Raw genomic sequence first — 21,087 nt, 5'->3', positions numbered from 1 at the left:
ATGCCGGACCGTGCAAAGATCCTCCTGGTCGACGACCGCGAGGAGAACCTGATCGCCCTGGAGGCGATCCTCAGTTCGCTCGACCTGGTGCCCGTACGCGCCAGGTCCGGCGAGGAGGCGCTCAAGGCGCTGCTCAACACCGAGTTCGCGCTGATCCTGCTCGATGTCCGGATGCCGGGCATGGACGGCTTCGAGACGGCCGCCCACATCAAGCGGCGGGAGCGGACCAGGAACATCCCGATCATCTTCCTGACCGTGGTCGACAGCGCCCCCGACTACGCCTTCCGCGGATACGCGGCGGGGGCGGTCGACTATCTCACCAAGCCGTTCGACCCCTGGGTGCTGCGGGCGAAGGTGTCGGTGTTCACCGAGCTCTACAACATGAACAAGCGCCTGGCCGAGCAGGCGTCGTTGCTCCGCGAGCGGCTGACCGGCGAGCTGCCGCCCGGAGCGGGTGACCACGCCTCGGTCCTGCCGGAGTTGTCCCGGCGGCTGACGGCGGTGGAGGACGAGCTGGCCCGGGCGCGGGAACTGGCCCGCAAGTCGCAGGATCCGGCGCTCGCCGTGCCGCTGGCCGACCTGGGCGATCGGGTCGCCCACCTGCGCGCCGGGTTCGACGCGCTCTCCTGATCTCGTCCGACGCCCGGGCCGCCGCTCATGGCGCCCGGGCGTCCGGCTTGCCGTGCACGGGTGGGTCAGTGGCGGGCGCGTTCGAGGGCGTCCCAGAAGCCGCGGCGCAGGGCGTGGCGGACCTCGTCGTGCAGCAGGAAGTCGATCGGCAGCGAGGAGCCCTGCAGCAGGCGGGCCTCCAGGTCGGAGGGCATGCGCGGCTTGCGGGCCAGCACCGCCTCCAGCCACAGCGCGGGCGCGTCGCGGGCGACGGACTCGCCGAAGTCGTGCCCTTCGCGATGGGCGGCCTTCACGGCGTCGGCCAGCGTGGTGGCCCCGGCGGTGGCGGCGGGCGGCGGGGAGACGGGCGCGGCCTGCGGCCCGGTGTACGGCCCGAGCTGCGCCGGCTGGTAGGCGCCCCCCGAGGACGGCGTGGCGAACTGCCCGGTGCTGGGCGAGGCGGACTGCGGCTGCTGCAGCGGCCCGGTCGCCGGCGCGGACGGCGGCACGGACGGCGGGATCGACGGCGGCTGCTCCTGGTACCCCGAGTACGACGGCAGCACCGGCGGCGTGGCCGACCGCCCGCCCGAGGACGCCTGCCCGTTGGCGGACGACTGGCCGGAGGAGGGGGCCGCGTGGCTCCCGGAGTGCTGCCCGGCCGCGTGGCTGCCCGCGGACGGCGCCGGCGGCAGCGAGGCCGTCGGGGTCACCGGGGGCGCGGCCGGCGGCGCGGGCGGCAGCGAGGGGGCGGCGTGCCCGTTGCTGAGCGGCTGGTGGTGGCCGTTGGAGGACTCGGTGACACCGCTCACCATCGTGACGTAGGGCCGCAGGTGGGCGTTGCCCAGCTCGACCAGGTCGTCGCACTCCTGCCGCAGCGACCGGGACACGGCCCACCCGCCGTCGGCGGCGATGTGGATGACGGTGACCCTGATGCCGAGGTCCTGGGCGTCGCACACGACCTGGGCGAGGTCTTCGTCGCCGCTGACGACGACGGCGTCGCAGATGGCGTTGTTGCGGGCGAGGGTCATGAGGTCGCGATGGACCTGGGCGTCGACGCCTTCGCGGCGGCCCGGCCGGATGCGCGAGAGCCTGAGCTTGAGGCCCGGGATGTCGGCCAGCGCGTCGTGCTCCGGGGTGCGGCGGCCCTCGACGGTCGCCTCATACCAGTAGCACCGCAGCAGCGGCAGGCCCGTGCGTTCGCGCGACAGGTTGGTCATCAGCTGGAGGAGCCCGGGATAGTCCCAGGCGACGGCCTCTCGATGGCGAGTGCCGTGCACGGCCATCGCTCCGTCTGCCAGCAGATAGCCGGCGTCCACGAACAGCGCACAGCGATCCACTGACACCGCCCCTTTCCTGGTGGTCCGACCTTGCTGGCTCTGCACCGTCAGAGACCGGACTCGGCGGCCCTCTTTCAGGGTAATGAAAGCAGGTGATCGCGCGAGGGTGAATCCCGACGATTCGACCGCGGGCCGCCGTGCAGCCGGACCATTTAGGCAGACCGTACCAGTTCGTCCTGTTTGCGGTCATGAGCGTGCCCTGACGGTCAGCGCGGCCGCTCCGAAGAGCACGACGTCCTTGTCGGTCACGATCGTCAGCGCCGGATCGCGGCCCAGCTCGGCGTCGACCGTGTCGACGTCGACGCCGAAGGTCATGCCGCCGGCGCCGTTGGCGGAGCCGTCGAAGACGTTGGCGCGCTCGCGGTCGCCGCCCTCCGGGACGATCGCGCCGGTGCCGAGCGAGACCTTGTCGCCCTGGAGATCGGCGTCGCCCTCCCAGGTCACCAGCTCGGCCCTGGCCGGCGCGGCGGCCGGGCTCAGTCCGCCGAGCGGCATGCGCACCTTCCTGTCCGCGCCGCCGATCACGGTCGCCGTGTCGAGCACCACGGCCTGGCTGTACGGCTGCCGCGGCCCGGTCACGACCACCACCAGGCTCCACCCGGCGTGGCTGGAGGCCCCCTCCGCCATCGGCGCGTCGGCCGCCCACCACAGGCCGCCCGGCCGCGCCTGCCCGGCCAGCGCGGTGACGTCGGCGAACGCCTGGTAGGCCGGGCCGAGCGGCATGTCGAGGGCCGTGACGTGGTCGGGACGGACCGACACGTACGTGCGCCGGCCCGGCGCCCTGACCTTGACGGGCCCCGCCGCCGCGCCGCTCGCCGACCAGTAGAGGCCGGCCCACACGACCCGGCTGTCCTTGGGCAGGGTGAGCCGGGCCGCGCTGGAGGCGCTGGTGGCCGGGCTGGCGTCCTGGTCGAGGGGGGTCATCGGCCACAGGTCGTTGTCGCGCTGGTCGCCCTGGCGGCGCCTGGCCTCGGGACAGCCGTCGTGCTCCTCGGGACAGCTCAGCAGCGTGTTGCCGATCGCCCGGACGGCCACCCTGCCCTCGGTGGCGAACCTGGCCGACGCCCCCACCGTGCGCACGCCCTGCGCGGCCCGCGCGTTGACGTGGAGGTCGTCGGCGTCGACGCGCACGGCGGGCCCGGCGCCCTCCGGAGCCAGCTCCGACACCAGCACGCGCAGGAACACCGCCGTGCCCTGCCCGGCGGCCAGCGGCTGCCTGGCGCACCACGCGCCCTGCCCGGCCTGCCGGCAGGCCCAGCCGTCGACCGTGCCCACGGGTTCGAGCAGCGCCACGCCGTGCCCGCGCCTGGCCGGCGGCAGGAGGGTGACGCCGGGCGGCAGCTCGACGGTCGCGGCCAGCTCGCCGCTCGGGCCGTCGCCGTCGTTGCGCAGGCGCATGCCGACGATGCCGGGCTGGGCGCGTACGAGGGCGCCGAGCGCGCCGATCGTGGCCCGCAGCCGCGCCCTGCCCCGCGGCTCCCTCCGCGGCGGCGGGACGCGCGCCGGCGGCTCGCTCGCCACGGGCAGCGGCACCGGCCGCACCGACACCGGGGGCTGGGCCACCAGCGTGGGCGTGGCCACCGGCCGCTCGGCCACCGGCGACTCCCCGGACACCAGCACGAACGCCGCCACCGCCGCGGACGCGACCGCGACACTGCCCGCCGCCACCACCTGCTGCCGGGAGGGCGCCCGCCGCAACCAGCCGAACAGCCGCAGCAGCCAGCCCGCTCCGCCGCCGGCCGCGCCCGCCTTGGCCAGCGCCGCGGCGTAGCCGCTGAACACCGGGCCGGCGATCAGCGGGCCGACGATGACCCGCAGGCCGCGGTTGACGTCGGTCAGTTCGAGCAGGACGCCGTGGCACTCCTCGCAGTCGTTGACGTGGTCGTCGACCGCGCGCGAGTCGCGCCTGGCCAGGCCGCCCCTGACGTAGGCGCCCATCTTGCCGAGCACCGGACGGCACTCGTGCTGCGGCGCCGCGCGCAGGTGCATCTGCAGGTACGCCTGCCGCAGCCCCTCGCGCGCCCGGTAGGCCAGCGCCGCCACCCCGTTGGCCGACAGGCCGAGCAGCGGCGCGACCTCCGCGGGCTTGCACTTCTCCACCTCGGTGTGCCAGAGCACCGCCCGCCACCGCTCGGGCAGCGACAGGAACGCGCGCGAGATCATCGACCGCTCCAGGCCGACGAGCGCGGGATCGACGAAGGGCACGCCCGCGTCGTAGCGCTCGATCTCGCCGGTGGTCACCTGGCGGCTCTCGACCCGGCCGCGGTCGTAGACGGTACGGCGCACGACGGTGAGCAGGTACGTGCGGAACCCCGACTCGGGGCCGCCTCCTCTGCCCACCAGGTCGAGGATCTTCGTGAACGACTCGGCCACGACGTCCTCGACCTCGGACTCGCCCCTGACGAGCTGCCTGGCCAGCGCGCGGGCCGCGGCCACGTGACGCTCGTAGAGCCGTCCGTACGCGGTCGCGTCGCCGGCGCGGACCTCCTTCAGCAGGTCCGCATCGCTTCGCGGCGATTCCACACTCATTGTGACCTCACGATTACGGTGGGTTGCCCCGCGCAATCATTCCGCATTCTCCGTCATGACTAAACCGCAGCGCCGTCTTTACCTCTGAGGACCACGGGAGGACGCATGGACGAGGACGTGCTGTCGCGCTGGCGCGGCCGGAGCATGGCGGAGGGCTGGTCGCTGGCCGACGACTGGTGGACCCCGGCGGCGGCGTACGCGATCAAGGCCGTGACGGACGGCGGCGACCTGCCGCGCGCCTGCGAGGAGCTGGGCGCGGCGCGCGCCGGGGCGGGGGTGGGGATCAGCGAGGGACTGGGCGACCTGGCGGCGCTGTTCGCCGTCACCGATCGAGGAGAGCCGACGTTCCCGCTGGTACGGGCGTACGCGGCCGGGTGGGCCGAGCAGAGCTTCGCGCCCATGAACGACCTGCAGTGCGAGGACCCGCTGACCGGCCTGGCCACGGTGGCCTACCTGCGTACCAGGCTGGGCGAGCTCTACCGGGGGGCGGTCGCGGGCGGGCATCTGCTGGTGGTGGCCGAGCCGTACGGGCAGATCGCCGAACTGGCCGAGCGGCTGGCGGCGGCGCTCAACCTGGCCACGGCGCTGCGCAGGGCGTTCACCGGCGACGAGACGCTGGCACTGCTCGCGCCCACCCGCGTCGGCGCGGTGACCAGGGAGGACGACCGGCTGGCCGGCAAGGTCGCCGACCTGCGCGCCACGGAGATCCTGTACGGCCGCCACCCCCGCGTCCGGGTGCGCCGGCTTCCTCGCGCGCACGCGCAGGCCCTGGCTCTCATCAGGACGCTGAGCCTGGGACCCTAAGCTTGGGCGCATGACAGACCGCGACAACCTGCTGGCCGAGATCAAGCGCAAGGCCGTCGTCCACGGCAAGGTCACGCTCTCCTCGGGCAAGGAGGCCGACTTCTACCTCGACCTGCGGCGGATCACGCTCGACGGGGTGGCCGCGCCGCTCGTCGGCAAGGTGATGCTCGACCTGACCGACGATCTCGACTTCGACGCCGTCGGCGGGCTCACGATGGGGGCCGACCCGGTGGCCTGCGCGATGCTGCACGCGGCGGCGGCGCGCGGGCGCACGCTCGACGCGTTCGTGGTGCGCAAGGCGCAGAAGTCGCACGGCATGCAGCGCCGGATCGAGGGGCCCGAGGTGAAGGGCCGCCGGGTGCTGGCCGTGGAGGACACCTCGACGACCGGCGGCTCGCCGCTGACCGCCGTGGAGGCGCTGCGGGAGGCGGGCGCCGAGGTGGTGGCCGTGGCCACGATCGTCGACCGGGGGGCGGGCGCGCGGATGGCGGAGGAGGGGCTCGACTACCGCACCGCCTTCACCCTCCAGGACCTCGGGCTGTGAAGGCCTCCCTCGCGCCCTGCTCGCCGGGGGCGCGGGGGCTGCCGTTCTCGGCGACGCGGACGGTGCCCGCGTCGCCGAGCACGACGTCGAGCTCGGGCTCGAAGTAGCTGACCTCTTCGCCCCTGCTCATCTCGCGATGGTGCAGCACGTCCCCGCCGGGGACGCGCACTGTACCCGGTGGTAACTCAAGGGCCCCCGGTCAGCGCCGGGGGCCGGGGCCTGGTGTCAGTGCTGGGGGTCGGTGCTGGAGGGCACGCGGTGGTGCTTGCCGTTGGGCAGCGGCAGCCGCTTGCGCTCGCGGCGCTTCTTGACGACCTCGACGATGATCGGGATCAGCGAGATGAAGACGATGATGAACACGCCCGGCAGGATGTACTTGTCGATCTGCTTGGGATCGACCTTGCTGCCGAGGAAGTAGCCGAGCAGCACCAGGCCCTCGACCCAGACCACGCCGCCGATGACGTTCCACAGGAAGAAGCGCCTGGCGGGCATCTCCAGGACGCCGGCCACCGGGTTCATGAACGTGCGGACGATCGGCACGAACCGCGCCAGCACGACCGCCCGCGCCGGGCCGAACTTCTGGAAGAACTCCTCGGCGCGCACCACGTGTTCGCGCTTGAACAGCCGCGAGTCGGGCCGGTCGAACATCTTCCTGCCGAACCTGGCCCCCAGGAAGTGGCCGAGCTGGGCGCCCGCGATGGCACACAACGGTGTGCCGATCACCAGGACGGGGAAGGAGATCGGCGGCGCCTCGCCCACGACCAGCGACGCGGAACTGAAGATCCCCGCCGCCACCAGCAGCGAGTCGCCCGGCAGGAAGAAGCCGAGCAGCAGACCCGTCTCGGCGAAGATGATCGCCAGGACGCCGATGGTGGCGAAGGCGCCGAGGATGGTGAGCCACCACGTCGGGTCGAGGAGATTCCAGAGCCAGTCCACCCCGTGAGCCTACCTGGAGCCGAGCGAATCGGATGTGGCCATCCGGCACGCGTTGTCACTACCAGTTGTGGTTGGGAGCCGGGATACTGGGCAGGCGCGAAGCCGTACTTCTCAGGGAGATGACTCATGCCCATCGCGACTCCAGAGGTCTACGCCGAGATGCTCGACCGTGCCAAGGCGGGCGGGTTCGCCTATCCGGCGATCAACGTGACCTCTTCTCAGACCTTGAACGCCGCGCTGCGCGGGTTCGCCGAGGCCGAGAGCGACGGCATCGTGCAGGTGTCCACCGGCGGCGCCGAGTTCCTCTCCGGCACGACGGTCAAGGACATGGTGACGGGCGCGACCGCGCTGGCCGAGTACGCGCGGGTGGTGGCCGCCAAGTACCCGGTCACGGTGGCGCTGCACACCGACCACTGTCCGAAGGACAAGCTCGACGGCTACATGCGACCGCTGATCGACATCTCGCTGGAGCGGGTGTCCAAGGGCCTCGACCCGCTCTTCCAGTCGCACATGTGGGACGGCTCGGCCGTGCCGCTGGAGGAGAACCTGGAGATCGCCAAGGAGCTCCTGGACAAGTGCGCCCGCGCCCGGATCATCATGGAGATGGAGATCGGCGTCGTCGGCGGCGAGGAGGACGGCGTCGTCGGCGAGATCAACGAGAAGCTCTACACCACCGCCGAAGACGCGCTGGCCACGGCCGAGGCCGTCGGCGTCGGCGACCGGGGCCGCTACATGCTGGCCGCCACGTTCGGCAACGTGCACGGCGTCTACAAGCCGGGCCACGTGAAGCTGCGGCCGAGCGTGCTGAAGGAGATCCAGGAGGCGGTCGGCGCCAAGTACGGCAAGGACAAGCCGTTCGACCTGGTCTTCCACGGCGGCTCCGGCTCGCTGCTGGAGGAGATCCACGAGGCCATCTCCTACGGCGTGGTGAAGATGAACGTCGACACCGACACCCAGTACGCCTTCACCAGGCCGATCGCCGACCACATGTTCCGCAACTACGACGGCGTGCTGAAGGTCGACGGCGAGGTCGGCAACAAGAAGGCCTACGACCCGCGCGCCTACGGCAAGAGCGCCGAGACCGGCATGGCGGCCCGCGTGGCGGAGGCCTGCCACAACCTCAAGAGCAGTGGGACGAAGATCTCCTAGCCACTTGGGCGGCACGGCGGGTATGACTTGTCCTATGGATAACCTTCTCGCCGGGCCGCCCCCGACTCACCTGCCGGACCTGCCCGAGGCCAGGGAGGCGCTGGAATCCGGGGCCAAGGCCGCCGACGTGGCCGCCCGCTTCCCCGCCCACCCGGCGGCCTGGGCCGCGCTCGCGGAGGAGTACTTCGCGCAGGGCCATGCCGTCACCTCCTACGCCTTCGCCCGCACGGGCTACCATCGCGGCCTCGACCAGCTGCGCAGGAACGGCTGGAAGGGCCACGGTCCCATCCCTTGGGAGCACGAGCCCAACCGCGGCTTCCTACGCTGCCTGCACGCCCTGTCCAGGGCGGCGCAGTCCATCGGCGAGAAGGACGAGGCCGAGCGCTGCCTGCAGTTCCTCAAGGACAGCAGCGAGACCGGATATGAGGCGCTGACCAAGGGTTAGCAGCGCATTGGGCCCGCATTGGGCCCACGCGCCTTGGGACGAATGGGCAGACTCGGGTAGTCTCTCTACGCAAGAGCCCCTGTCGCACTTGCGCCAGGGGTTTCGTTTTGTGCTCGGGAGACTGAACAATGCCGGCTGCCGTTCTCGTTGGGGCCCAGTGGGGCGATGAGGGCAAGGGCAAGGCCACCGACCTGCTCGGTGGCGACGTCGACTACGTCGTCCGTTATCAGGGTGGCAACAACGCGGGACACACCGTCGTCATCGGTGACCAGAAATACGCTCTGCATCTTCTGCCGACGGGGATCCTGTCGCCGGACGTCGTACCGGTGATCGGCAACGGTGTGGTGATCGACCCGGGGGTGCTGCTGAGCGAGATCGACGGGCTGGCCGCGCGGGGCATCTCCGCCGAACGCCTGCTGATCTCCTCCAACGCGCACCTGATCATGCCGCACCACAAGGCGCTGGACAAGGTCACCGAGCGCTATCTGGGCAAGGCCAAGATCGGCACCACCGGACGCGGCATCGGCCCCGCGTACGGCGACAAGATCGCCCGGATGGGCGTGCGGGTCCAGGACCTGCTCGACCCGGGCATCCTGGCCAAGAAGATCGAGGTCGCGCTGACCGAGAAGAACCAGGTGCTGACCAAGGTCTACAACCGGCGCGGCATCGACCCGGCCGCCGTGCTGGAGGAGTACCTGGCCTACGCCGAACGGCTCAAGCCGCACATCGCCGACACCTCGCTGGTGCTCTCTAAGGCGCTGGACGAGGGCAAGTTCGTGCTGCTGGAGGGCGGTCAGGGCACGCTGCTGGACATCGACCACGGCACGTACCCGTTCGTCACCTCCTCCTCGCCGACGTCCGGGGGCGCGTGCGCCGGGGCGGGCATCCCGCCGAACCGGCTCACGAAGATCATCGGGATTCTGAAGGCGTACACGACCCGCGTGGGCTCGGGGCCGTTCCCGACCGAGCTGACCGACGAGACGGGCGAGTGGCTGCGCAGGACCGGCGGCGAGTACGGCGTCACCACCGGCCGCGACCGTCGCTGCGGCTGGTTCGACGCGGTGATCGCCCGCTACGCGACCCGGATCAACGGGGTCACCGACTACTTCCTCACCAAGCTCGACATCCTGTCGGGGCTGGAGCGCATCCCGGTGTGCGTGGCCTACGAGGTCGACGGCGAGCGGTTCGACGAGATCCCGATGACCCAGACCGACTTCCACCACGCGGTCCCGGTCTACGAGGAGCTGCCGGGCTGGAAGGAGGACATCTCCAACGCGAAGTCGTTCGACGACCTGCCGCCGAACGCGCAGTCGTACGTGCGGGCGCTGGAGGAGATGAGCGGGGCGCCGATCTCGGCGATCGGCGTCGGCCCCGGCCGCGACCAGACCGTCGTGGTGCGGTCGCTGGTCTGACCGGCACGTGACGAGGGGCCCGGCGCGACAACGCGCCGGGCCCCTCGCGTGTAAAAGGGACTACGGCCGGACGGCGGGCCCCTCACGTGTCAGGGGACTACGGCCGGACGGCGGGCTCCTCACGTGTCAGGGGACTACGGCCGGACGGCGGGCTCCTCCTCCGCCGGGCCTCCGGCGGTGAGGACGGCGGCGGTCATCGGGGTGTGCAGGGTCCAGCCCAGGGTCTCGTACAGGGCCTGGCCCGCCTCGGTGGCGACCAGGATGCCCGTGCGGGCGCCCCGGGAGACGGCGGCGGCGGCGAGCGCGGCCATGACGACCGTGCCGAGGCCGCGCCGGCGGTGTTCGGCGGCCGTCTCCACCTGGTCGATCACGGCGGCCCGGTCCGCGACGGCGAACTGGCCGCGCGCCGCGACCTCGCCCGCGGCCGTGAGCAGCCGGGCCACGGTCACCCCCGCCCTGGTGGTGATCGCCAGGGTGTAGCCCGCGGGGGCCTTCGGGGTGGTGCGGGCCAGGGACGCGGTGGTCATCATGTACTCCTGCTCCTGCACGGACCACCGAGGAGGCAGGGAGGGGGCGACCGCCTCGGCGGGGGCGCAGAGCTTGAGCCAGGTGCCGGGGACGGTGAGGGCGCCGGTCAGGTGGTCCAGGATCTCCGCGGTAGGGGTGGGGACGACGTGCCGCGCCACGTGGCCGGGAAGGCCGACGTCCACTCTGAGGCCCCACGGTTCGGGTACGGGCCGCGGGGCGTTGCGGGAGATCACCCAGCCGTCCACCCATGCCCGGACTGTTGCTGAATGGGCATGTTTGAGAACCTCCGTCATGAGCTCCAGCTTATTGCAAGGTAGTTGCATTTATCGTGCAATAAGCGGGCGGAGAGTCCTCTTGGCGCCTTCCCTTCCGACCGGGGCGTAGCAGGATAAAAAGGACACGGCGTGGCACTGCCTCAGCGGGCCTCGCGCCGGGTAGTGTCCCCGGTGTGCGCGTTGAGATTCATGGTCACCGGGGAGCGCGGGGCCTGTGGCCGGAGAACACCCTGCCAGGGCTGAGCCGCACGATGGAGCTGGGCGTTCACGCGCTTGAGCTCGACGTCGCCCTCACCGCCGATCGCCGCCTCGTGCTCACGCACGACCTCACGGTCTCGGCCGTCACCAGTGCCGACCGCCGTCCGCTGCGGCAGGGCGATCCGCTCTTCCCGTACGTGGGCAAGCCGATCAACGCGCTCAGCCTCGCCCAGTTGCGCACGCTCGACGTGGGCGTACGCCTGCCGCGGCACCTCGACGACCCGTTCGCGCTCACCCAGGTCGCCATGCCGGAGACCAGGATGCCGACGCTCGGCGCGGTGCTCGGGCTGGTCAACGCCTACGAGGCCGAGCACGTGCGGCTGCACGTCGAGCTGAAGTCCGACCCGACCAGGCCGGAGCTGACGGCCGACCCGGAGATGTTCACCGAGCTGGTGGTCGAGGAGCTCGACCGGCACGGCCGGCTGGGCAACGCCGCCGTCCTCAGCTTCGACTGGCGCGTCATCAGGCACGCGGCGCGGCTGGCGCCGGCGGCCAGGCGGTTCGCGCTGATCGAGCTCGACACGCTCCACTGGCACAAGGACGGGCTGGGCGACGACATCCCGGCCGCCGCCCGCGAGGCCGGGGCCACCACGCTCTCGCCCGAGCACGTGATGGTCGACGAGAAGCTGATGGCCCAGGCGGCCGCGGCGGGCCTCGACGTGGCGGTCTGGACGGTCAACGACCAGGCCCTGGCCGGCCGCCTGATCGACCTCGGCGTGGCCGGGATCGTGACCGACTACCCCGACCGCATGCGGGAGCTGTGGCGCGAACGCGGCCTCGAACTGCCGGAGGGCGTCCGGCCGCTCAAGCCCGTGAGCGTCTGACCGCCGCTCAAGCCCGTGAGCGTCTGACCGCCGCGCGAGCCCGTCAGCGTCTGAGCGCCGCGCGAGCCCCCGAGCGTCCGGACGCGCCGCTCAGAGCCAGCCGTTGCGGCGGAAGCCGCGGTGCAGCAGCACGCAGGCGGTGATCATCACGGCCAGCACCGCCGGATAGCCCCAGACCTGCTTGGTCTCGGGCATGAAGTCGAAGTTCATGCCGTAGATGCCGGCGATCATCGTCGGCACGGCCAGGATGGCGACCCACGACGAGATCTTGCGCATGTCCTCGTTGGCCAGGGCGTTCGAGCGGGCCAGGGCGGCCTGCAGGATCGAGCTGCACAGTTCGTTGGAGGACTCGACCTGCTCGCACACGCGGGACAGGTGGTCGCCGACGTCGCGGAAGTACTCGCGCATCTCCGAGGGGATGACGCGGCGCTGCGGCAGCGCCGACAGCGGCGACTGCAGCGGGGTCACGGCCCGCTTCATCTCCAGCATCTCCCGCTTGAGCTGGTAGATCCGGTTGATGTCGCGGGAGCTGACGTCGGCGAAGACGGTCGCCTCGACCTCTTCGAGCTCCAACTGCATCAGGTCGGCCACCTGGAGGTACTGGTCGACGACGTGGTCGGCGATGGCGTGCAGCACGCCGGCCGGGCCGCGGTTCATCAACTTGGGCTTGTCCTCAAGACGCTCGCGGACCAGGGTCAGCGGGCAGTGCTCGCCGTGGCGCACGGTGACCACGAAGTCGACCCCGAGGAACACCATGATCTCGCCGGTGGCGATGATCTCGCTGTTGGCCGTCAGCTCGTCGTGGTCGAGGTAGGCGACCGTCTTCAGCACCATGAACAGCGACTCGCCGTAGCGCTCGACCTTGGGACGCTGGTGGGCCTTGACCGCGTCCTCGACGGCCAGCGGGTGCAGCCCGAAGACCTCGGACAACCACTCCACCTCGGGGGCCTCGGGCTCGTGCAGCCCGACCCAGACGAACGCGTTCGCGCCGTCGGAGTTCTTGTTGTGCTCGCGGACGAGGTCGAGGGACTCGACGATGCCCGGGGCGCAGACCTTCTTGCCCTGGATGTAGGCGCCGAATTCGACGATGGAGTCGACAGGGGGCACGCAGACCTCACGCACCGGCTTGGTGAGCGGGCGTGCGGCATGCGGCTGAACAGGGTGACGGTTGATGCGACGGAAAAGCGTGGACGAGCGCATGGCAGTCCCTTTCCGCCCGACCTGGCACGCTCCACGCGCGATGAAAAGTCACCTCAATCGACACAAATGCGTGGAGGCACGATCAGGCTGCCGGATTGGAGTGGTCGGGGGTAACTGGGGCGTACGTGGGAGAGCACGTACTGCTGGGATCACCAGGTTTCATCCCGGACCACCTCCAATCACAAGAGACGCCGCAAAGCCGCCTTAACCTACCACAGGCGGGTGAACCCAAACGACGATACTCGCCGGAGGGTGCTCGGTTCAGGTAGAACCGCACAAAGATGCGGGCTTGTTCCGGCATTCGACGTGCCTGCAACCCGCCCGGGACCCGCGCCGGGCGAGGGGGCCGGGCCTGCGACAATGGGGCACGTGCGCGTTCTAGTCATTGGTTCCGGAGGGCGTGAGCACGCCCTGTGCCGTTCGCTCAAACTCGATCCCCAGGTCAGCGAGCTCCACTGTGCTCCCGGTAACGCGGGCATCGAGGGCGTCGCGACCGTTCATCCCGTCGATCCCGTCGATCCCGCGCAGGTGGCCGAGCTGGCCGGGCGGCTGGGGGCGGACCTCGTCGTCATCGGGCCGGAGGCGCCGCTCGTCGCGGGCGTGGCCGACGCCGTGCGCGAGGCCGGCATCGCCTGCTTCGGGCCGACCCGTGAGGCGGCCATGCTCGAAGGCTCCAAGGCGTTCGCCAAGGAGATCATGAATGCCGCCGACGTGCCCACCGCCCGGGCCCGCACCTGCGAGACCGAGGAGGAGGCCGCCGCCGCGCTCGACGAGTTCGGCGCCCCCTACGTCGTCAAGGACGACGGCCTCGCCGCGGGCAAGGGCGTGGTCGTCACGCGCGACCGCGACCAGGCGCTGGAGCACGCGCGGGCCTGCGAGCGGGTGGTCATCGAGGAGTTCCTCGACGGGCCCGAGGTGTCGCTGTTCGCGCTCTGCGACGGCAGCACGGCGGTGCCGCTCCAGCTCGCCCAGGACTTCAAGCGCGCCTACGACGGCGACGAGGGGCCCAACACCGGCGGCATGGGCGCGTACACGCCGCTCCCCTGGGCGCCGGAGGGGCTGACCGAGCAGGTCATGCGCGAGGTCGTGCACCCGACGATCGCCGAGCTGGGGCGGCGCGGGCTGCCGTACCAGGGGGTGCTCTACGTGGGGCTGGCCCTGACCCAGAAGGGGCCGAAGGTGGTCGAGTTCAACGCCCGGTTCGGCGACCCCGAGACGCAGGTGCTGCTCGACCGGCTGGAGACGCCGCTCGGCGGGCTGCTGATGGCCTGCGCCACCGGCGAGCTCGGCCTCGACCCGGTGTTCAAGGACGGCTCGGCGGTGACCGTGGTGATCGCGGCGGAGAACTACCCCGACTCCCCGGTCAAGGGCGACGTGATCACCGGCCTGACCGAGACCGAGAACGCGTACGTGATCCACGCCGGCACCGCGCGCGGCCCCGGCGGCGAGGTCGTCTCCAACGGCGGCCGGGTGCTGACCGTCGTCGGCCACGGCCCCGACCAGGCGAGCGCCCGCCGCAACGCCTACGACCTCGTCGACCGCGTCGAGCTGCGCGGCTCGCACCACAGGACGGACATCGCCCGATGAAGCATCTGCACTCCGGCAAGGTACGCGACCTCTACGAGACCGACGAGGGCCTGCTGCTGATGGTCGCCTCCGACCGCATCTCGGCCTTCGACTACGTGCTGGAGCCCGGCATCCCCGACAAGGGCGCGATCCTCACGCAGATGTCGCTGTGGTGGTTCGACCAGCTCAAGGACGTCGTGCCCAACCACATCCTGGCCAGGGGCGACGACGCGCGCAGCGTGCTGTGCAAGCCGCTGCGCATGGTCCAGGTGGAGTGCGTGGCCCGCGGCTACCTGACCGGCGGCGGCCTGTCGGAGTACCGCGCGACCGGCACGGTCTCCGGGGTGCCGCTGCCCCCCGGCCTGGAGGACGGCTCCCGGCTGCCGGAGCCGATCTTCACCCCCTCCACGAAGGCCCCCCAGGGAGAGCACGACGAGCCGATCTCCTTCGAGCAGGTGGTCGCCGAGGTCGGCGCGGAGACGGCCGACGAGCTGCGGCGCATCACGCTCGACGTCTACACGCGCGGCTCGGAGATCGCCCGCGAGCGCGGCATCATCCTGGCCGACACCAAGATCGAGCTGGGCTTCGACGCCGACGGCGTGCTGACCCTGGGCGACGAGGTGCTGACGCCCGACTCGTCGCGGTTCTGGCCGGCCGACGAATGGCAGCCGGGCAGGGCGCAACCTTCTTTCGATAAGCAATATGTACGTGATTGGCTACTCTCGCCCGAATCCGGATGGGACAAATCCTCCGGAAACCCCCCACCTCGGCTTCCCGAGCATGTTGTCGAGCGCACGAGGCAGCGATACCTAGAAGCGTATGAGCGCGTCACGGGGGCTCCCTTTAGCGGATGATTCGGCTGGGTCACCTGGTGTCAGCCACTACTGTTGGCCCGATCGAGCCTCACCGTTGATTTCAAGGAGCCGCACGAAATGGTCCGTTACCGCGTGCGCGGTGGCAACGCACTGCGTGGAACCGCGTTCATCCAGGGCGCGAAGAACGCCGTGCTTCCCATGATCGGTGCGGCTCTGCTGGCCGCCAAGGGCCGTACCGTGCTGCGGAACGTGCCGATCATCGAAGACGTCCGGCGCGCGGTCGAGCTGGCCGAGGCGATCGGCGCGTACGTGGAGCTGCACGAGTCCGAGCGCACGCTGGTCATCGACGCCTCCCGGCTGAGCAGCCCGGTGCTGCCGGCCGAGATCGCGCGCCGGTTCCGCGGCTCGGTGCTGTTCACGCCCGCGCTGCTCCACCGGCTGGGCGAGGCGATCGTGGAGGGCGTGGGCGGCTGCAACCTCGGCAGCCGCAACCTCGACTTCCACTACCTCGGCTACAAGCGGCTGGGCGCGGTCGTCGACGAGGGCGAGACCGTCATCCACGTCAAGGCCAGCGGCCTGACCGGCGCGACGCTCTACCTGGACACGCCCTCCCACACCGGCACCGAGAACCTGATCATGGCCGCCGCCCTGGCCAAGGGCACGACGGTGATCGAGAACGCGGCCCTTGAGCCGGAAGTGCTCGACGTCATCGACATGCTCACCAAGATGGGCGCGCGCATCAGCGGCGGCGGCACCGGGTTCATCACCGTCGAGGGCGTGGAGGAGCTGCACGCCGTCGAGCACACCGTGATGCCCGACCGGCTCGACGCGGGCGTGTTCGCGATGGCCGCGGCGATCACCGGTGGCGAGCTCAGCCTCGTGGGCACCGGCCTCGACCTGGGCGTCGTCCGCTACAAGCTGGAGCAGATGGGCGTCGACTTCGCCCGTCAGGGCGCGGTGCTGCACGTGCGGTGCGACCGCCCGCTGCGGCCCATCAACATCATCACCGACACCTATCCCGGCTTCGCGACCGACCTGCAGTCGCCGATGATGACGGTGGCCGCCCTGGCCGACGGCACGAGCTACATCCACGAGCGCATCTTCGACGGCCGTTTCGCCCTGGCCGGCGAGCTCAACAAGATGGGCGCCGACGTCGAGGTCGACGACAGCAGGGCCGTCGTGCGCGGGCGCACGCCGCTCAAGGGCGCACAAGTCACGGCGCACGATCTGCGCTCCGGTATCGCGCTCGTGCTCGCCGGTCTGGCGGCCGAAGGAGAGACCGTCATCGAGTCCGGATACCTCATCGATCGCGGCCACGCACATCTCGCGGCGCGAATGCGCGCGCTCGGCGCGGACATTACACGAGAGATTTCTGAGCGCTAAAAAACATGAGAAAAACCGCGTTGAGCTGCTGAGACATCTTGTCGGGCGGTCAACCAGAACGACTTTCCGGAAAAGTCGGGCGTGACATTACGGCCCCCGCGAGCGATCGTTCCAAAAGAGAGCACTGCAACGGACGGCAGGATGGGACGAACATTGGTCGAGAGGGCCGAAGAAACTCCCCGAGTGTCACGCCCGGGCGCCATGACACCGGACCTCACCATCGGCGTGGTCGGACCCCACGACCTGGTCGAGCGAGTCATGCTGATGGGTCACGCCGCGGCACCGCTGCCGTGTCGCCTGGTCGCGGCCGCGTACCGCGATGAGCAGGAGGCGCCCGACAAGGTGACGCGGCTCGGTCCCGGTGTCGACGCGTGCCTGTTCGCCAGCCCGGTCCCTTATGACCTGGCCCGGCGATCAGGCGTGCTGACGATGCCCGCGACCTACGTGCAACTCGGCGGAGCGGCATTGGTGGCGGCGCTGGCGAAGGCCGCACTTGACACTCGGATGGACCCGCAACGGGTCAGCGTGGACGTGGTCAGCAGGGCGGATGTCGAGGAGGCGTACACCGACCTCGGCATACCGGCCACGGACGTGCACAGCCGCGACGAGCCCGGAGCCACGGGCACGATCGCGGCCTACCACGAACGGCTGGCCCGCCAGGGCGCCACCTCGGGGGCACTGACGTGCCTGCCCGCGGTGGCCGAACGCCTGCACGCAGCCGGCGTGCCGGTCATCAGGATCAGGCCGACCTCGGCCGCGGTCCGGACGGCGCTGCACACCGCGGCGCTGCTCGGGGCGCATCACCGGCTGGAGGAGTCGCAGCTCACCGTGGTGCTGGTGGAGGTGCCGACGCTGCGCGAGCCCGTGCGGCGCGCGGCGCCGCGCTACTGGCGCGACGAGCTGCGGCTGTCGCTCCACCGGTTACTGGTCCAGGAGGCGAACCGGATCAACGCGACCGTCTGGCCGATCGACGATCACAGTTACCTGGTCACCGCGACCAGGGGCTCGATCGCCGCGGCCACCGACGGGTTCAGGGTGCTGCCCTTCGCGGCCAGGATCCGGGACGAGCTCGGGCTGGCGGTCGAGGTGGGCGTCGGAATGGGGCGGACGACACACGACGCGGAGTCGCACGCGCGGGCCGCGCTGGCCCGTACCCAGGCGGGCAAGCAGGCGCAGGGGTTCGCGGTGGACCGCGAGGGCCGGGCCCTCATCCCGGCCCCCCGGATGCCACCCTCCGGGTCGACCGCGCTCAAGCCGAAGGGCGTGGAGGTGCTGGCCAGGCTGGCGGCCAAGCTCGAAGGCGGCGACACGGTGGTCGACGCCGAGGGCGCGGGCAAGATGCTCGGGGTGACGCCGCGCACGGCTCGGCGGTTGCTGCGCACGCTGGTTGACGAGGGACTCGCGTGGCCGCTTCCGCCGAACCGCACCCCGCAGCCGGGGCGTCCGCGCCAGCTCTACCGGCTCATCGTGGAGAAGCTCGGACCGCGGTGACCGTACGGGGCCCGTCGTCCCATTTCAGGGGCGACGGGTGCCCGGTTCTTGACCTGGGGAGTCAAAGGTACAGACAATCCGCTTGACTCTTGTGGTCTTATTGGTTGACCCGAGTAGATGCGGGTATGTTCTCCCACGCCCCCGATCGACGGGATTCGGACGGGGGCGCCAAACTTTCCCGCACAGCCCCTTCGCCGCCGCCCTTTTTACGGAAGGCGTCCGGACGGGGCTGTGAGGCCGTTTGGCGGCACTGTCGGACCGGCGGGCATGTCCGGATATAGCCGGTCACCACAACCCGCCTGGGACGCTTTCAGCAGGCGCACGCCAATCGCCCGTTCAGCAGGCGCACGCCATCCCACACCGGCGTCAGCAGGCGCACGCGATTCCCGACACCGGCGCCGTCAGGGCGTCGATCGGTCGCCGGGTCACGCCCGACGCCGTCTCGACCGGAAAGCCCTCCCTGGCCCAGTACTCGAAGCCGCCGAGCATCTCCTTGACGGCGTAACCGAGCCGGGCGAACTCCAGGGCGGCCCGCGTGGCGCCGTTGCAGCCGGGACCCCAGCAGTAGGTGACGACGGTGGCCTCCCGGGGGATCAGCGCGGCCGCCCCGGCGGCGATCTCGGCCGTCGGCAGGTGCACCGCCCCCTGGACGTGCCCCTGTTCCCAGCTCTCCCGGCTGCGCGAGTCCACGACCACGACGCCCGGCGCGCCGGCGGCCAGGTCGGCGGCCACGTCAGAGACGTCGGTCTCGAAGGCCAGGCGGGCGGCGAAGTGGGCGAGGGCGGCGGCGTTGGGGGCGGCCGGGGTGGAGGTGACGGCTGACATCTTCGACATTTCCCTTCATTGCTGGTCAGTGGCGATCGTCCCAGCAGGCCCGCCCGCTCAACAGTGGCACGAAAGCCGCCTGTCGCTAATATCGCGCCAAATCCCTAAGTCCGATACCCGCAGGTGATTTGTCGTGGTCGCCCGATAAAGTCATGACCCATGAGTGCGAACACCACTGACAGCCGGGCTCCCGTCCTCGTCTGGAGCGCCCTGGCGATCGTGTACGTGGTGTGGGGCTCGACCTACCTCGGCATCAGGATCGCCATCGAGACCATGCCCCCCATGCTGAGCGGCGCGCTGCGATTCGTGACGGCCGCGCTGCTGCTCGGCGGCTTCCTGCTGATCAGGAAGGGCCTGGAGCCGTTCCGGGTGTCGTGGCGGCAGTTCTGCGGGGCCGGGCTGGTCGGCCTGCTCCTGCTGACCAGCGGCAACGGCATGGTCGCCGTGGCCGAGCAGCACATCTCCAGCGGCCTGGCCGCGCTGCTCGTGGCCTCGGTGCCGCTCTGGCTCGTCGTGTTCCGGATCCTGGTCAGGGACCGGCCGGCCGTGCTGACGCTGGCCGGCGTGCTCGTCGGGTTCGCCGGCGTCGCGGCGTTGTCGCTGACCGGCGGCCAGTCGGTGGACACCACCGGGATCGTGGTGATCCTGGTGGCCTCGTTCTCGTGGTCGGTCGGCTCGTTCCTGTCGGCGCGCATCCCCATGCCCGCCAACCCCTTCGCGGCCAGCTCGATCGAGATGCTGGTCGGCGGCGCCGGCCTGGCCGTGACCGGCACGGTGCTCGGCGAACGGCTCGACCTGGCGGCGGTCTCCGGACGTTCCTGGGCGGCGCTGGCCTACCTGGTGCTGGTCGGCTCGCTGGTCGGCTTCACCGCCTACACCTGGCTGCTGGGGAACGCGCCGATCTCGCTGGTCTCCACGTACGCCTACGTCAACCCGGTCGTCGCCGTGCTCCTCGGCGTGCTGGTCGTGAACGAGCACGTGACCCCGCAGATCATCGCCGGCGGGGCGGTGATCCTGGTGGGCGTCGCCCTGGTGGTCTCCACCGAACGACGCGCCAGAGCCAGGACCGCGCCCCTCGCGGAGGAGGTCAGCGCCTAACCGCGGAACTCCTTGGCGGCGGCGAGGAAGGCGTCGTTGGCCTCGGGGTCACCGATGGACACCCGGGCCCCCTCGCCCGCGAACGGCCGTACGGCCACGCCCTCCACCGCGCAGGCGGCGGCGAAGTCGAGGGTGCGCTCGCCGAGCCGCAGCCAGACGAAGTTCGCCTCGGTCGGCGGCACCGTCCAGCCCTGCTCGATCAGCGACTCGCGGACCCGGCCGCGCTCCTTGACCACCCGCTCGACCCGCTCCAGCAGCTCGTCCTCGGCCTTCAGCGAGGCGATGGCGGCGACCTGCGCGAGGTGGTTGACGGCGAACGGGATGATCGTCTTGCGGACGGCCGCCGCCACGGGCTCGTGCCCGATCAGGTAGCCGACCCGCAGGCCCGCCAGCCCGTACGCCTTGGAGAAGGTGCGCAGCACGCAGACGTTCGGCTGGTCGCGGTAGAGCGTCAGGCCGTCGGGGACGTCCTCGTCGCGGACGTACTCGCGGTAGGCCTCGTCCAGCACCACGAGCACGTTCTCCGGCACGCGGTCCAGGAAGGACACCAGGGCGTCGCGGCGGATCGCGGTGCCGGTGGGGTTGTTGGGGTTGCACACGAAGACCATGCGGGTGCGGTCGGTGATCGCCTCCGCCATGGCGTCCAGGTCGTGGTCCTCGCCCGCCAGCGGCACCCGGACGGACGTGACCCCCGACAGGTCCGCCAGCAACGGGTACGCCTCGAACGACCGCCACGCGTAGACGACCTCGACGCCGGGCTCGCCGACCGTCTCGAACAGCTGCTGGGCCACCGTGACCGAGCCCGCGCCCAGCGCGATGTGCTCGAACGGCACGTCGTACCGCTCGGCGATGGCCTCGGTCAGCCCGACGGCGCCGGGGTCGGGATAGCGGTTGATCTGCCGGGCTCCCTCGGCGACGGCCTCGACCACGGAGGGCAGCGGGTCGTAGGGGGATTCGTTCGAGGAGAGCTTGTACGACCGGCCGTCGGCGGAGACCACGGCCTTGCCCGGCTTGTAGGGGGGCATGGTGTCCAGGATGTGGCGGAAACGAGGCATAGAA

20 protein-coding genes are annotated in these 21,087 nt (G+C 71.1%); 12 read left to right on the top strand and 8 right to left on the bottom strand.

Annotation, left to right across the window (positions count from 1 at the left end; translation table 11 throughout):
* Entirely contained in the window at nt 1-630 is a 630-nt protein-coding gene (locus tag ACIBQ6_RS20040) for a response regulator (protein ID WP_358006940.1), read from the top strand.
* Nucleotides 631-695: 65 nt separating this feature from the next.
* Here the strand turns inward: ACIBQ6_RS20040 and ACIBQ6_RS20035 are convergent, their stop codons facing one another.
* Both ACIBQ6_RS20035 and ACIBQ6_RS20030 read right to left on the bottom strand, forming a co-directional pair.
* Nucleotides 696-1,946: an NYN domain-containing protein gene (locus tag ACIBQ6_RS20035; protein WP_397213524.1), complete on the bottom strand. Its 1,251-nt coding sequence runs from the start codon at nt 1,944-1,946 to the stop codon at nt 696-698.
* Nucleotides 1,947-2,132: 186 nt separating this feature from the next.
* On the bottom strand, nt 2,133-4,469 hold the full coding sequence (locus tag ACIBQ6_RS20030) for a sigma-70 family RNA polymerase sigma factor (RefSeq protein ID WP_397213522.1): 2,337 nt from the start codon (nt 4,467-4,469) through the stop codon (nt 2,133-2,135).
* A gap of 111 nt (nt 4,470-4,580) precedes the next feature.
* On the opposite strand from ACIBQ6_RS20030, the gene ACIBQ6_RS20025 reads away from it, so the two are divergent.
* Complete coding sequence (locus ACIBQ6_RS20025; RefSeq protein ID WP_397154794.1) at nt 4,581-5,279, top strand: hypothetical protein; 699 nt, start codon at nt 4,581-4,583, stop codon at nt 5,277-5,279.
* 10 nt (nt 5,280-5,289) lie between these two features.
* Nucleotides 5,290-5,823 carry an orotate phosphoribosyltransferase gene (gene pyrE / locus ACIBQ6_RS20020; protein WP_352357535.1) on the top strand — a complete coding sequence of 178 codons (534 nt, stop codon included), beginning with the start codon at nt 5,290-5,292 and terminating at the stop codon, nt 5,821-5,823.
* On the opposite strand, the gene ACIBQ6_RS20015 is transcribed toward pyrE, so the two are convergent.
* Nucleotides 5,798-5,953 (bottom strand): hypothetical protein, encoded by a 156-nt coding sequence (locus tag ACIBQ6_RS20015; RefSeq protein WP_397213520.1) that lies wholly within the window; start codon nt 5,951-5,953, stop codon nt 5,798-5,800. The two genes, pyrE and ACIBQ6_RS20015, sit on opposite strands and share 26 nt — an antisense overlap.
* 95 nt (nt 5,954-6,048) lie before the next feature.
* On the bottom strand, nt 6,049-6,759 hold the full coding sequence (locus tag ACIBQ6_RS20010; protein ID WP_358290615.1) for a DedA family protein: 711 nt from the start codon (nt 6,757-6,759) through the stop codon (nt 6,049-6,051).
* Nucleotides 6,760-6,885: 126 nt separating this feature from the next.
* Here ACIBQ6_RS20010 and fbaA point away from each other — a divergent pair, with 126 nt between their 5' ends.
* The 3 genes from fbaA (at nt 6,886) to ACIBQ6_RS19995 (ending at nt 9,765) form a co-directional block, all read left to right on the top strand.
* Entirely contained in the window at nt 6,886-7,908 is a 1,023-nt protein-coding gene (gene fbaA / locus ACIBQ6_RS20005) for a class II fructose-bisphosphate aldolase (protein WP_352318009.1), read from the top strand.
* A 34-nt stretch (nt 7,909-7,942) separates the two neighbouring features.
* Complete coding sequence (locus ACIBQ6_RS20000; RefSeq protein ID WP_352318011.1) at nt 7,943-8,353, top strand: DUF3151 domain-containing protein; 411 nt, start codon at nt 7,943-7,945, stop codon at nt 8,351-8,353.
* A gap of 128 nt (nt 8,354-8,481) precedes the next feature.
* The gene (locus ACIBQ6_RS19995) at nt 8,482-9,765 is read left to right on the top strand and encodes an adenylosuccinate synthase (protein ID WP_358290619.1); all 1,284 of its coding nucleotides are present in this window, start codon (nt 8,482-8,484) and stop codon (nt 9,763-9,765) included.
* A gap of 134 nt (nt 9,766-9,899) precedes the next feature.
* On the opposite strand, the gene ACIBQ6_RS19990 is transcribed toward ACIBQ6_RS19995, so the two are convergent.
* The gene (locus ACIBQ6_RS19990; protein ID WP_397213518.1) at nt 9,900-10,586 is read right to left on the bottom strand and encodes a GNAT family N-acetyltransferase; all 687 of its coding nucleotides are present in this window, start codon (nt 10,584-10,586) and stop codon (nt 9,900-9,902) included.
* Between the two features lie 155 nt (nt 10,587-10,741).
* Between ACIBQ6_RS19990 and ACIBQ6_RS19985 the strand changes: the two genes are divergently transcribed.
* On the top strand, nt 10,742-11,650 hold the full coding sequence (locus ACIBQ6_RS19985) for a glycerophosphodiester phosphodiesterase family protein (RefSeq protein ID WP_397213516.1): 909 nt from the start codon (nt 10,742-10,744) through the stop codon (nt 11,648-11,650).
* 90 nt (nt 11,651-11,740) lie between these two features.
* Here ACIBQ6_RS19985 and corA read toward each other — a convergent pair whose 3' ends face one another.
* Complete coding sequence (gene corA / locus ACIBQ6_RS19980) at nt 11,741-12,757, bottom strand: magnesium/cobalt transporter CorA (RefSeq protein ID WP_352357551.1); 1,017 nt, start codon at nt 12,755-12,757, stop codon at nt 11,741-11,743.
* A gap of 462 nt (nt 12,758-13,219) precedes the next feature.
* On the opposite strand from corA, the gene purD reads away from it, so the two are divergent.
* The 4 genes from purD to ACIBQ6_RS19960 all read left to right on the top strand — a co-directional run bounded on the left by purD (nt 13,220) and on the right by ACIBQ6_RS19960 (nt 18,105).
* Complete coding sequence (gene purD, locus ACIBQ6_RS19975) at nt 13,220-14,437, top strand: phosphoribosylamine--glycine ligase (protein ID WP_358290629.1); 1,218 nt, start codon at nt 13,220-13,222, stop codon at nt 14,435-14,437.
* On the top strand, nt 14,434-15,270 hold the full coding sequence (locus ACIBQ6_RS19970) for a phosphoribosylaminoimidazolesuccinocarboxamide synthase (RefSeq protein WP_358290632.1): 837 nt from the start codon (nt 14,434-14,436) through the stop codon (nt 15,268-15,270). The genes purD and ACIBQ6_RS19970 overlap by 4 nt, the downstream gene beginning before the upstream one ends.
* 78 nt (nt 15,271-15,348) lie before the next feature.
* Nucleotides 15,349-16,614, top strand: coding sequence for a UDP-N-acetylglucosamine 1-carboxyvinyltransferase (gene murA, locus ACIBQ6_RS19965; protein WP_358290635.1), 1,266 nt, complete (start codon nt 15,349-15,351; stop codon nt 16,612-16,614).
* A gap of 201 nt (nt 16,615-16,815) precedes the next feature.
* Nucleotides 16,816-18,105 carry a GTP cyclohydrolase IIa gene (locus ACIBQ6_RS19960; protein ID WP_352357559.1) on the top strand — a complete coding sequence of 430 codons (1,290 nt, stop codon included), beginning with the start codon at nt 16,816-16,818 and terminating at the stop codon, nt 18,103-18,105.
* Between the two features lie 366 nt (nt 18,106-18,471).
* Here ACIBQ6_RS19960 and ACIBQ6_RS19955 read toward each other — a convergent pair whose 3' ends face one another.
* Nucleotides 18,472-18,939, bottom strand: coding sequence for a rhodanese-like domain-containing protein (locus ACIBQ6_RS19955; protein WP_358290638.1), 468 nt, complete (start codon nt 18,937-18,939; stop codon nt 18,472-18,474).
* Between the two features lie 150 nt (nt 18,940-19,089).
* Between ACIBQ6_RS19955 and ACIBQ6_RS19950 the strand changes: the two genes are divergently transcribed.
* Entirely contained in the window at nt 19,090-20,028 is a 939-nt protein-coding gene (locus tag ACIBQ6_RS19950) for an EamA family transporter (protein ID WP_397213512.1), read from the top strand.
* Here ACIBQ6_RS19950 and hisC read toward each other — a convergent pair.
* A complete protein-coding gene (hisC, locus tag ACIBQ6_RS19945) occupies nt 20,025-21,083 on the bottom strand; it encodes a histidinol-phosphate transaminase (protein WP_397213510.1) in 1,059 nt (352 codons plus the stop codon). The genes ACIBQ6_RS19950 and hisC overlap by 4 nt on opposite strands.
* Nucleotides 21,084-21,087 lie beyond the last annotated feature (4 nt).

It is taken from the genome of Nonomuraea sp. NPDC049655 (assembly GCF_044465465.1).
In the GTDB taxonomy this organism is placed as follows: Bacteria; Actinomycetota; Actinomycetes; order Streptosporangiales; family Streptosporangiaceae; genus Nonomuraea.
The sequence above is the reverse complement of the archived record's forward strand: the minus strand, read 5'-3'. Positions and strand labels throughout refer to the sequence as shown.